Annotated in this window: 10 protein-coding genes; 4 read left to right on the top strand and 6 right to left on the bottom strand. The window is 64.0% G+C overall.

Annotated features, from left to right (window positions below; translation table 11 throughout):
- Positions 1–4: 4 nt before the first annotated feature.
- The 6 genes from HWV67_RS05580 to HWV67_RS05555 all read right to left on the bottom strand — a co-directional run bounded on the left by HWV67_RS05580 (position 5) and on the right by HWV67_RS05555 (position 6715).
- Positions 5–886: an ABC transporter permease gene (locus HWV67_RS05580; protein ID WP_095153418.1), complete on the bottom strand. Its 882-nt coding sequence runs from the start codon at positions 884–886 to the stop codon at positions 5–7.
- Positions 883–1965: an ABC transporter ATP-binding protein gene (locus HWV67_RS05575; RefSeq protein ID WP_175650289.1), complete on the bottom strand. Its 1083-nt coding sequence runs from the start codon at positions 1963–1965 to the stop codon at positions 883–885. Before HWV67_RS05575 ends, HWV67_RS05580 begins: the two co-directional genes overlap by 4 nt.
- Before the next feature lie 96 nt (positions 1966–2061).
- A complete protein-coding gene (locus tag HWV67_RS05570) occupies positions 2062–3096 on the bottom strand; it encodes a polyamine ABC transporter substrate-binding protein (RefSeq protein WP_256680011.1) in 1035 nt (344 codons plus the stop codon).
- A 13-nt stretch (positions 3097–3109) separates the two neighbouring features.
- Positions 3110–4141, bottom strand: a complete 1032-nt coding sequence (locus tag HWV67_RS05565) for an ABC transporter substrate-binding protein (RefSeq protein WP_110971576.1) — start codon at positions 4139–4141, stop codon at positions 3110–3112.
- 130 nt (positions 4142–4271) lie between these two features.
- Positions 4272–5609: an NAD(P)/FAD-dependent oxidoreductase gene (locus HWV67_RS05560; RefSeq protein ID WP_256680010.1), complete on the bottom strand. Its 1338-nt coding sequence runs from the start codon at positions 5607–5609 to the stop codon at positions 4272–4274.
- A gap of 203 nt (positions 5610–5812) precedes the next feature.
- Positions 5813–6715 carry a LysR family transcriptional regulator gene (locus tag HWV67_RS05555; protein WP_175650288.1) on the bottom strand — a complete coding sequence of 301 codons (903 nt, stop codon included), beginning with the start codon at positions 6713–6715 and terminating at the stop codon, positions 5813–5815.
- Between the two features lie 143 nt (positions 6716–6858).
- Here HWV67_RS05555 and HWV67_RS05550 point away from each other — a divergent pair, with 143 nt between their 5' ends.
- From HWV67_RS05550 to HWV67_RS05535, 4 genes are all read left to right on the top strand, one after another.
- Positions 6859–7881: a zinc-binding alcohol dehydrogenase family protein gene (locus HWV67_RS05550; RefSeq protein ID WP_175650972.1), complete on the top strand. Its 1023-nt coding sequence runs from the start codon at positions 6859–6861 to the stop codon at positions 7879–7881.
- On the top strand, positions 7878–9116 hold the full coding sequence (locus HWV67_RS05545) for an MFS transporter (protein WP_175650287.1): 1239 nt from the start codon (positions 7878–7880) through the stop codon (positions 9114–9116). The genes HWV67_RS05550 and HWV67_RS05545 overlap by 4 nt, the downstream gene beginning before the upstream one ends.
- A gap of 31 nt (positions 9117–9147) precedes the next feature.
- Complete coding sequence (locus HWV67_RS05540) at positions 9148–10365, top strand: MFS transporter (protein ID WP_175650286.1); 1218 nt, start codon at positions 9148–9150, stop codon at positions 10363–10365.
- A gap of 117 nt (positions 10366–10482) precedes the next feature.
- Positions 10483–12291 carry an ABC transporter ATP-binding protein/permease gene (locus HWV67_RS05535; protein ID WP_175650285.1) on the top strand — a complete coding sequence of 603 codons (1809 nt, stop codon included), beginning with the start codon at positions 10483–10485 and terminating at the stop codon, positions 12289–12291.
- The last annotated feature ends 38 nt before the right edge of the window (positions 12292–12329 follow it).

The following is a 12329-nucleotide window of genomic DNA, read 5'->3' as shown; positions in this document are numbered from 1 at the left end:
GATCTCACTCGCTGCGCCGGCCAAGGCCCGCGCTCCTCTTGACGATAAACAGCATGAGCAGGGTGGCCACCAGCAGCACCACACCCAGCGACGAGGCCGCGCCCCAGTTGGCGTACATCGACACATCGCTCTCGATCCGCATCGAGATCATCTGCACCTTGCCGCCGCCCAGCAGTGCCGGGGTGACGTAGAAACCGAGGGTAATCACGAACACCAGGGTCGCACCGGCCGCCAGTCCCGGCAGCGACAGAGGCAGGAACACATCGCGGAAAGCACGCGACGGCGACGCGCCAAAGGCTGCGGCCGCCTGGTTGTAGATCGGGTCGATGCTCTTCATCGCGGCAAACAGCGGCAGGATCATGAACGGCAGCATGATGTGCACCATGCCGATCACCGTGCCGGTCAGGTTGTGCACCAGTGGCAGCGGCGCGTCGGTCAGGCCCAGGCTCATCAGCAGGTCATTGGCCATGCCACGGCGTTGCAGGATGATCAGCCAGGCATAGGTGCGCACCAGCAGCGAAGTCCACAGCGATACCAGCAACAGGCCCATCGCCAGGTTGGCCAGCCAGCGCGGGCCCTTGATCATGAAATAGGCGTAGGGGTAACCGATCAGCACACAGGCAATGGTGACGATGATGCTGATCTTGAAGGTCTGCACGAACGTCAGCACATAGATCGGCTCCAGCAGCCGGGTGTAGTTCTCCACGGTCAACTGGCCATTGGCATCGAACAGCGACAGCCAGAACAGCCAGCCGATCGGCAGCACGAAGGTCAGCAGTACCAGCAGCAATGCCGGCAGCCCGGAGCCGAACAGGAACCAGCGTTGCCGCCGTTCTGCGCTGCGCAGTTCGCGCGCATTGCGCGCAACCGATCCGCCGCCGCTCATTGCTCGTCTCCCACCACCAGGGTGTCTTGCAGATGCAGGCCCAGCACCACGCGCTCGCCACGGGCCGGCAGACGGCCGCTTTCGGAACTGCGGGTTGGCTGGCGAATCGCGACGGCCATGCCCTGCCCCAGGTCGATCTGCACCAACTGGCTTTCACCCTGGAAAATCACATCGGTAACCTGGCCGTGCAGCAGGTTGTAGTCGGCGGCGTTGGCGGTCACGAACTGCAGTTTTTCCGGACGCACCACCAGGCTCGGGTTCTTCAGCCCGGCGGCGATGCCGGCCGCCCGCAGCGGGCGGCCCTGGAACTGCACCTTGCCGTCCTCCAGGGTCACCGGCAGGCAGGACGACTCGCCGACGAACTCGGCAATAAAGCGGTTTGCCGGGCGCTCGTAGAGATTGATCGGCGTGTCGATCTGGCGAATCCGACCCTTGCTCATCACCGCGATGCGGTCCGACATGGTCAGGGCTTCGCGCTGGTCGTGGGTCACGTAGACCACGGTCATGCCCAGGCGCTCATGCAGGCGGCGCAGTTCCAGCTGCATGGTTTCGCGCAGGCGTTTGTCGAGGGCCGAGAGTGGTTCGTCCATCAACAGGATCTTGGGTTCGAAGACGATGGCGCGGGCCAGGGCGATGCGCTGGCGCTGACCACCGGACATCTCGGTGATGCCGCGCTCGATCAGGTGATCCAGTTCCACCGTGGCCAGGGCCTGTTCGACCCGCTGGCGAATGTCGGCCCGGCTGTAGCCGCGCAGTTTCAGCGGATAGGCGACGTTCTGGAACACGTTCATGTGCGGGAACAGCGCGTAGCTCTGGAACATCATGCCGACGTCGCGCTTGTGCGGCGGCTCGAAGATCATCTCGCGCCCGCCGAAGCGGATGCTGCCGGCGTCGGGCCGGACGAACCCGGCCAGGGCCATCAGCAAGGTGGTCTTGCCGGAACCGGAAGAACCGAGCAAGGAGAGGAATTCGCCGCTCTTGATCGACAGCGAGACATCATCCAACGCAGCAAAGCTGTCGTAGGTCTTGGTCAGGTTTTCGATGTCGATCGACATCGAAAGTTTAGCGTCTTCGGACATGCTCACACTCGGCACAAATCGGACGTCCAGCGTCCTTCTTATCGAAGGTGGGGGCCTTCGGCGCCCCACCCCACTTCTCACATCACCCGCGGCGGATCAGTTGGCGAGGAACAAGGCGAATCGCTGGCGCACCGCTTCCTGATTCGCCACCCACCACTCGGGCGACACCGTGACCACCTTGTCGATGTTCTGCGGCGAGGTCGGCAGGCGCGCGGCCAACTCCTCGGTGATGACCGGCAGCTCGTAGGCCTTGGCGTTCACCGGCGAATACGGGATCAGCGTGGCCAGGGCGGCCTGGCTTTCCGGCTTGATGATCTCGGCGATCAGCTTCATGGCCAGTGCCTTGTTGGGCGAACCCTTGGGCACGATCAGGCAGTCATGGCTCAACAGCGCACCGTCGAAGCTGTAATCGACCTTGTCGCCACTGGCCTTGACCTCGGCGACGCGACCGTTCCAGATCGCCAGGAAATCCACCTCGCGGCTGCGCAGCAACTGCGCCGAATCGGCGCCCGCGCTCCACCAGTTGGCCACCTGCGGCTTGATCCGGGTGAGCACCTTGATCGCCCGCTCGACATCCAGCGGATACAGGTCTTTTGGCGCCACGCCATCGCCGAGCAAGGCCGCTTCCATGGTCAGCCAGGGCTGACGATAGAGCGCACGCGCGCCCTTGACCTGCGGATCGAAGAATTGCTGCCAGTTTTTCGCTACCGGCGCGCCGCTGTCTTCGGCCCAGGCAACCACGGTTGCGTAGGCATGACTGGCGATCCAGTGGCTGGCGACCACCGATTTGTCGACATGGGTGGCATCGATCACCGAATAGTCCAGCGGCTCGGCCAGCCCTTCGTGCTGGGCCTGGGCGCACTCGGTGCTGCCCAGTTCCACCACGTCCCACTTCGGCTTGCCCGACATGACCTGGGCACGAACGGCGGCCAGGCCGTCCATGTTGTCTTCCTTGATGGTGATGCCCAGCGCTTTGGCGGCGGGCTCGAGGTAGGCCTTGCGCTCGGCGTCCTGCAAGGCGCCGCCCCAACCGGAGAAGGTCAGGCTGTCGGCCAGCACTGCGGAACTCGCAGCCATTGCCAATGCTGCAACGACGGCGCCCTGGAGCATGCTTTTCTTGAGAGTCTTCATCGTGGCCGCCTTGTCAATTCTGGATGAACAGGTCGAAACGTCGTTGTACTTCTGCCTGATGCGCCTGCCACCAGACCGGGTCGAAGAACACCACTTTGTCGAGGTTGGCGGGGGCCGTCGGCAGGGTGGCGGCCATGGCGGCGGGAATGATCCCGGTGTCATAGGCCTTGACGTTGATCGGTGGGTTCGGGATCAGGGTCACCAGGGTGGCCTGGCTGTGCGGCTTCATGATTTCGGCGACCAGCTTCATCGCCAGCTCTTTGTTCGGCGCGCCTTTGGGCACGACCACGCAATCGTAGTCGAGCAAGGCATGGTCGTAGGTGTAATCGACATCGTCGCCGGACTGCTTCAACTCATCGACCCGCGAGGCCCAGATCGCCAGCGCATCCACTTCACGGCTACGCAGCAGTTGCGCGGAGTCGGTGCCGCTGCGCCACCAGTTGATCACCTGCGGCTTGATGCGTTCGAGCACCTTGAAGGCGCGGTCGACGTCCAGCGGGTACAGCGCCTTGGGCGATACGCCGTCGGCAATCAACGCCAGTTCGAGCGTGGTGTAGGGCTGCCGGTACATGGCCCGCGAGGCTTTGACCTCAGGGTCGAAGAAGGCTTTCCAGGTTTTCGGCGTGGTGGCGCCGGCATCGTTGGCCCAGGCCAGCACGGTGGAATAGGCATTGCTGGCGATCCAGTTCTTGCCGTAGAAGTTCGCGGCCACGCCTTCGGTGCTGATCACCGAGTAGTCCAGCGGTTCGGTCAGCCCCTGCTCCTGCGCCAGCACGCAATCGTTGGACGCCAGTTCGACCACGTCCCACTTGGGCTTGCCCGACATGACCTGGGCGCGCACGGCCGCCAGGCCGTCCATGTTGTCTTCCTTGATCGTGATGCCCAGCGCCTTCGCGGCGGGTTCGAGGTACGCCTTGCGCTCGGCATCCTGCAACGCACCGCCCCAGCCGGCAAAGGTCACGCTCCCCGCGGCCTGCACCTGGGCCACGGCACACAAGGACATGGTCAACGCCAGCCCCGCCATTCGCTTGTTGATTGATCGCATTTTCAACTCCTGAGGTTATTGTAATTAGACAGTTGAATCGAACGCCGGGCGTTGCGGCCCCTGTTGCTGTTGTTATACCGGGAGACGTTATCCGTCTGCCTCGCTGGCCACTGCGGGCCGGTCTCGCTGCTTACTGCGCATCCTTGAAACGGTACCAGGCGTAGGCCATCCGCTGGCCGACGCGCAGGAACGGCTGAAACGGAAAGCGTCTCGGGCTCTGGTGGAGAAAATCGATGCCGGTGGGCTGCTCATCGCCGGCCACCATCTGCGCCAGGCGCTTGCCGGTCTGCACCGAGAACGACACCCCGCTTCCGGCATAACCGCCGCCGGAGAACACATTGTCCAGGCCCGGCACGCGACAAATGAACGGCAGCGAGTTTTCGCTCACCGCGACCCAGCCGCCCCAGTTGTAATCCACCTCGATGCCCTGCAATGCCGGAAACTTGCGGCACAACGCGTCGTGCAGGTTCTGCCGGTGGCGCGGGTTTTCCGCATCGCGACCGGTGATCGCACTGCGGCCGCCGAACAGAATGCGGTCGTCCGGCAGACGGCGGTAATACGAGAGCAGGTTGCGGGTATCGAACATGCATTCGCTGCCCGCCAGGCTCTGGCGTTTCTCGTCGGCGCTCAACGGGCGCGTGACGATGATCTGCGAGTGAACCGGCAGCACCCGTCCGGCCGTGGCCTTGTTCAGCGCGCCGGAGGTGTAGCCGTTGGTGGCCACCACCACGCGGCGGGCGGTCACCACGCCGCCCGGCGTCACCAGCCGATGGCGGCCGTTGTCGCTATGCCATTCGGTCACCGGCGAGGCCACATGGACCTTGGCCCCGGCTTCGCGGGCCAGACGCTGGACGCCCCAGGCCAGTTTCAGCGGGTGCATGGAAAAGCCGTCCGGCATATACAGCGCCCCGAAGGCCTCCGCGCCGCTGTGCACGCCGTGCACCTGGGATGCCTCGACAAAGCGGGCGCCGTACTTCAAGACGTCGTTATAGAGGCCGACTTCGCGCTTGAGCGCAACCACATGCCCGGCATGACTGGCGACCTTGAACACGCCGTCCGGCTGCGCATCGCACTCGATCTGCCCTTCACGAATCAGCCCGCGCACGGTGTTCAGCCCCGCCGACATTTCATCGAAATAGGCTTTGGCCGTGCTGACGCCATACCGCTCGATCAACTCGGCCAGCGGCACCCGCCCCCCGGAAATACGGGCGAAGCTGCCATTGCGACCGCTGCAGCCCCACGCCACCTGATTCGCCTCCAGGACCACGGCGTGAATCCCGTGCTCGCGGGCCAGGTGCAGCGCGCAACTCAAGCCCGTGTAACCGGCGCCAATGATCGCGACTTCAACGTCCATGGCCCCGGTAACCGGCCCATCATCCTGCGGTGCGTTACCCGCCGTATCTACCCAGTAGGACGTGGAATGTGGCAATCCGACGCCTGGGTGCGCATTGACCAGTGGATCGTACAATTTATTCTCCGTATCGCTGTGCGATATACATAAATCACTTAAACGAAATACTCGAACAGATAGTGATTCATGTCAATCGAAAATCTTTGCAGCCGTGCAAAACAAAAACGCCGCCCCGGGATTCCGAGGCGGCGTTAGGCAGAACAGTTAAAAGGCCATATCAGGCGCTAGAGCGCTCGGGCGGGGTTTTCAGCGAGCCGGCGTCAGCGCTGTGCGTCTTGCGCAGGAAACACCCGGGCACACAGGTAATCGACGAACACGCGGACTTTCGGCGACGCGTGCTTGCTGGCCGGCCACAGCACATTGAACACACCGCTGCGCCCCTCGTGGTCATCCAATACCGCCACGAGCTGGCCATCGGCAAGCAGCTCGCGGATGGAAAAGTCCGGCAGGCAGGCGATGCCCAGCCCCTTCAGCACGAAGTGCACCCGGGTCTCGATGTTGTTGCAGATCATTGAGGTGGGCAGTTGCAGCTCGGCCGTGCCGGGCGCCTGCTGCAGCGACCAGTGTTCGAGCTTGCCGCTGTAGGGAAAGCGGTAGTGAAGACAGGTGTGTTGCAGCAGGTCCTCGGGCACCTTGGGCGTGCCGCGCCGTGCCAGATAGGCAGGTGACGCGACCAGTATCGAACGGAAGGCGCCCAGCCGGCGGGCGGTCAGGCGCGAGTCACTGGGCTCGCCGGTGCGCACCACGGCGTCGAAGCCCTCCTCGATCACATCCACCAGCCGGTCGGTGAAATCCAGGTCCAGCTCGATGTCGGGGTAATCGCGCATGAAGTCGGCGAGTACCGGCAAGACCAGCGGACTCACCAGCGGCAGGCTCACCCGCAAGCGCCCGCGTGGCGCGGCACTGGCCTCGGACAACTCCAGCTCCGCCGCCTCGATTTCAGACAGGATGCGCCGGCTGCGCTCCAGAAACAGCGCGCCTTCCGCCGTCAGCGTGACGCTGCGCGTACTGCGATGAAACAGCCGCACGCCGAGCCGCTCTTCCAGACGCACCACGCTCTTGCCCACGGCAGACGCGGAAACACCCAGCAGCCTGCCGGCCGCGACAAAACTGCGGGTTTCCGCGACCTGGACGAACACGGCAAATCCATTCAAGCGGTCCATACACCACCTCGATTGCGGACATTCCAGTCCGTAGAGCAAGGAACTCTACTCGGCTTTTTCTTTAATCGCCGGATTTCTATCGTCTGCGCCTGGTTTATCGAATCAAGGACATCGCTGTGACGCACCCTACCCTCCGCTCCCCCATGAAGGCCGTCGGCTTTCGCCGAGGATCGTCGCTGGCCGACCCGTTGTGCCTGACCGATATCGAGGTCGAACGCCCAGAGCCCGGACCGCACGACGTGCGAGTGGCCGTTCACGCGGTCTCGGTCAATCCGCTGGACACCAAGGTCCGCGCAGGTCTGGTGTCGACGCCGGGCCCCGTCCGCTGCCTGGGCTGGGATGCCGCCGGGATAGTCGACGCCGTCGGTAGCGCGGTGACGCTGTTCCGGCCCGGCCAGAAGGTCTATTACGCGGGCTCTTTCGATCGCAGCGGCAGCAACGCGCAGTATCAACTGGTGGACGAACGCATCGTCGGGCACATGCCGCAAAGCCTGGGCTATGCCGAGGCGGCGGCGTTGCCGCTGACAGCGCTGACGGCCTGGCAACTGCTGTTCGACCGCCTCGCCGTGCCGCCGGGCAAACCGGCCCATGCCGGCAGCCTGTTGGTACTCGGCGGCGCCGGCGGTGTTGGCTCGATGCTGATCCAGCTTGCGCGCCGGTTGACCGGCCTGACGGTCATCGCCACGGCGTCCCGTGGGCAAAGTCGCGACTGGTGCCTGGCCCTGGGCGCTCATCACGTCATCGACCACCGCGCGCCGCTAGCGGCGCAGGTCAGTGCACTGGCGATCGCACCGGTCAGCCATGTGGCGGCGCTTTCGCACACCGCCGATCACCTGCATGAGCTGGCGGAACTGATTGCGCCACAGGGCCGGCTGGCCATCATCGACGACCACGACAGCCTGGACGCCACGCCTTTCAAAGCCAAAAGCGTGTCGCTGCACTGGGAAATGGTGTTCACCCGGCCGCTGTACCGGACACCGGACATGATCGCGCAGCATCAGATCCTCAACGAAGTCGCCGCGCTGGTGGACGCCGGCGTGCTGCGCCCTACCTCAAGCCAGGTGCTCCATCCGCTGGATGCCACGCGGCTGATCGAGGCGCACCGTCTGTTGGAAACAGGTGGTGTGGCCGGCAAAGTGGTCGTTGCACGGGAGGCCGGGCAATGAGCAACCTCACCCACAAACCCTTACCGATTGCCGCCCTCCTGGCCCTCGCACTCGCAGGCTTCGTCACCGTTCTGACCGAAGCATTGCCGGCCGGCTTGCTGCCGCAGATCAGCGCGAGCCTGGGGGTTTCCGAGGCGCTGGCCGGGCAGCTCGTCACGGTCTATGCCATCGGCTCGCTGCTCGCGGCCATTCCGCTGACTACCCTGACCCAAGGCCTGCGTCGGCGCCCCTTGTTGCTGGTAGCGATTGCCGGTTTCGTCGTCGCCAACACCCTCACCGCACTCTCCGGCAACTACGTGCTGACGCTGGTGGCGCGCTTTCTCGCCGGTATGTCCGCAGGCCTGCTGTGGGCGCTGATCGCCGGCTACGCCGCGCGCATGGTGCCCGAGCACCAGAAAGGCAAAGCCATCGCCATCGCGATGGTCGGTACGCCGGTAGCGCTGGCGCTCGGCGTGCCGGCCGGCACCGCGCTCGGCACCCTGCTGGGCTGGCGCCTGTGCTTCGGCATCATGAGCGTTCTGGCGCTAGGGCTGATGCTCTGGGTGCGTATCAAGGTCCCGGATTTTGCCGGGCAGACCGCGGACCAACAGCGCTCGCTGGGACAAGTTTTCAAGCTGGCTGGCGTGCGCTCGGTGCTGTTCGTGGTGCTGGCCTTCGTGCTGGCGCACAACATCCTCTACACCTACATCGCGCCCTTCCTCGCGGCGGCCGATATGGCCAAGAGCACCGGCCTGGTGCTGCTGGTGTTCGGCGTAAGCTCGCTGCTGGGCATCTGGGTCATCGGCGTGCTGATCGACCGTCATCTGCGCACGCTTACCCTGGCCAGTACGCTGCTGTTCGGCCTGGCTTCGCTGGCGCTGGGCGTGGCGAGCGATATCCCGGCCCTGGTGTATGCGGCGGTGGCGGTCTGGGGGCTGGCCTTCGGTGGCGTGCCCACGCTGCTGCAAACCAGCCTGGCCAATACCGCCGGGAGCGCCGCCGATGTCGCGCAGTCGATGCTGGTCACGGCCTGGAACCTGGCGATCGCCGGTGGCGGCCTTCTCGGCGGCGTGTTGCTGGACCGCTTCGGTGTCGGCGCCTTCCCGCCGGCCCTGCTGGTGCTGTTGAGCGCGACGTTTGTGGTGGTGTGGGCGGCCCGGCAGCACGGTTTTGCGGCGGCAACGGCGGATACATCGGGCGCGCGCAATCTTCACTCCAGCGATCTCACACCTGTCCTGGGAGAAAGCCGTGATTAGATGAGCCGCCTTATCAATCACGGAGAACACGATGTCCTCGGTATCCGATACAGGCGCGGTGCCCGCGCCTGGGTTGTTCGGCACGTTCTGCCTGAGCAGCTACCTGCTTTCGCTGTCGTACGGCACCACCTTCCTGCTGGCGAAGATGCTCAGTGCCCATGGCGGCAGCGAGTCCGATGCGGGCTCGGTGATATCCGTGGCCATGCTCAGCACCTTCCTCGCCGTGATCTTTTCCGGGCACTTGACCGACAAGATGGGCGCGCCAAAAGCCATCGCCACCGGCGCGGTGTTCCTCTCTGCCGCCTGCTTGGGCTTTGCCCTGGTGCCCAGTGTCGGCACCACGTTACTGCTATTCGGCCTGTTGCTCGGTTTTGGCTGGGGCGTGTTTTACACCCTGGGCCCGATCATCGTGGCGATGATCGTCGAGCCGGCACGGCGGGTCAGGTACTTCGCCCTGCTGTCGGGCAGCATGATGACCGGCATCGGCACCGGCCCTCTGGTAGGGCGGCTGTCGGAAGCACTGGGGTATCCGGTGGAAGCGGCCTTTGTCGTCGCGGCGGCGGCAAGCCTGCTGGGCGGCGCGCTCTTCCTGCTGATGGGCCCGCGGATTCGGCAACAACAAGCCCATCTCGGGCCGGTGGTGGTGTGCCGGATCACCCCCGCTGCTGCACGTTCAGTGTTCAGTTCCAAAGCAGCGTTCGCCATTCTCATGGTGGGCCTGGGCGGTGCGATCTTCGGCGGGCTGTCCAGTTTCCAGACTTCATACGCCACGCTAAAACATCTGGATTACTCGTTGTTTTTCCTCGGTTTCATGTCTGCGGCCATATCTTGCCGGATGCTGATCGCGGGCTTTATCGTCAAGCGCGATCCTTACCGTACGTCCTGTGTGCTGACTGCCCTGATGGTGCTGTCGGTACTGATGTTCATGTTCCTGGTCGACAGCGCCACCACCTACCTGCTTGCCGCCATCGTCCTCGGCGTCGGCTACGGCCTGACCTACTCGGTAATCAATGGCCTGGCGGCCAATGAAGCACCCAGCGGCCACACCGCGCAGGCGCTGCTGCTGTTCAGCCTTGCCTACTTCGTCGGGGTTTTCGGCTTCCCGTTGCTGGCCGGCTCGATCATTGTCCACGCCGGCATCCCCGCGCTGTTGCAACTGGTGCTGGTGATTGCCCTGGCCAACTGGGCCATCACCGCTGGACGACTCATGTGGCGAAGCCAGCGCAGCCAAATGGGTCTGGCCCACTAAAAACCCGGGCAGAGTACATCTGTACTCCGTCGGTTTTTTCTCCATTAAAGATTCCTTCACCCACGCCCACTCGCGACTCATCTAGGCTCAGGTCAAATCTCGCGTGGAACCCCGCCGATGGAAATGGACTGGCATCAAGCACTACAGGAGAGCCTGCGCTGGCTCGCGATCGCTTCGCTCATCACCTTCGTCTCGCTCGCGGTCTGCGCCAGGCTGGTGGTGCGCTTTACCCGGTGGGGTCAACAGTTCTGGCAGATCGCCGGGCCGTACCTGCGACCGCAACACAGTTGGCGACCGCTGCTGGTGTTCAGTCTCTTGCTGTTGCTGACGCTGTTTTCGGTGCGCCTGAATGTGCTTTTTTCCTTCTGGTACAACGGCTTCTACAGCGCTTTGCAAGGACTGGATCAAGTTGCGTTCTGGTACCTGCTCGGGGTCTTCGCGGTGCTGGCGACCATCCATGTGCTGCGCGAACTGTTCACTTATTACGTGACCCAGGCCTTCAGCATTCGCTGGCGCACCTGGCTCACCGAGCGCCTGACCCGTGACTGGATGGACGGCGACGCCTACTACCGCGGCCAGTTTCTCGAACACCCGGTCGACAACCCGGACCAGCGTATCGAACTGGACGTGAATGCCTTCGTGACCGGCTCGGTTTCGCTGACCCTGGGTGCGGTCAGCGCGCTGGTGTCGCTGGTGGCCTTTACCGCGATTCTCTGGGGCCTGTCGGCGCCGCTGACCGTCGCCGGCGTGGAGGTGCCGCGCGCCATGGTATTCGCGGTGTACCTCTACGTGCTGGTCGCCACCTGGATCGCGTTCAAGCTGGGCAAGCCGCTTATTCGCCTCAACTTCCTCAACGAAAAACTCACCGCCAACTTCCGTTATGCGCTGATGCGCCTGCGCGAATACGCGGAAAACGTGGCGTTCTACCAAGGCTCGGCGATCGAACGGGACACCTTGCTCGGCCGGTTCAAGGCGTTGATCGGCAATGTCTGGGCGCTGGTGTTCCGAAGCCTGAAATTCGATGGCTTCAACCTGTCCGTCAGCCAGGTGGCGGTGGTGTTTCCGTTCATTCTCCAGGCGCCGCGATTTTTCAGCGGTGCGATCAAGCTGGGGGATGTGATGCAGACGTCCCAGGCGTTCGGCCAGGTGCAGGATTCGCTGTCGTTCTTCCGCTCGTCCTACGATGCCTTTGCCCAGTACCGCGCGACACTGGACCGCCTGACCGGTTTTCTCGACGCCAACGAACAGGCCCGGGAATTGCCGCAGGTATTGCGCGTGAATCAGGCCGAGGCCCTGGAGATCCGCGCTCTGCAGGTGCTGCGCCCCGATGGCCATCACCTGCTGGACAACCTCAACCTGCGCCTCGCCCCCGGCCAGTCATTGCTGATCAAAGGCCCTTCCGGTTGCGGCAAGACCACCCTGCTCCGCGCCGTCGCCGGCCTTTGGCCGTATGCCGAAGGTGAAGTGCGTTGTCCGGGCGGCACGGCGGCGCTGTTTCTGTCGCAGCGGCCTTACCTGCCACTGGGTGAACTGCGCACCGCCGTCGCCTATCCGGCCACCGGCGCGCCGGTTGATGACGAGCGTCTGCAACAGGCGTTGCGTCAGGTCAATCTGGCGCATCTCGCAGACAAGCTGGGTATCAGCGATGACTGGGCGCGCATTCTGTCCATCGGCGAGCAGCAGCGTCTGGCATTCGCCCGGGTGCTGGTCAACCAGCCGCGGATCGTCTTCCTCGACGAATCGACCTCGGCCATGGACGAAGGCCTGGAACACGCGCTCTATTCGCTGCTGCGCGAGCGCATGGGCGACAGCGTGCTGGTGAGCGTCGGCCACCGCGCGACACTCGCGGGGTTCCATAGCCATCATCTGGATCTGGATGGAAACGGTGCGTGGAAGGTCAGCGAAATGGCGGAAAAAGTGGGCTAACACAACCGCCCGCCTGGCAAAGACCGGAGTTCAACAAT

This window comes from Pseudomonas sp. Marseille-P9899 (assembly GCF_903166565.1).
Lineage (GTDB): Bacteria > Pseudomonadota > Gammaproteobacteria > Pseudomonadales > Pseudomonadaceae > Aquipseudomonas > Aquipseudomonas huaxiensis.
Note: the sequence above shows the minus strand (reverse complement) of the source record. Positions and strands in the feature narration are given on the sequence as shown.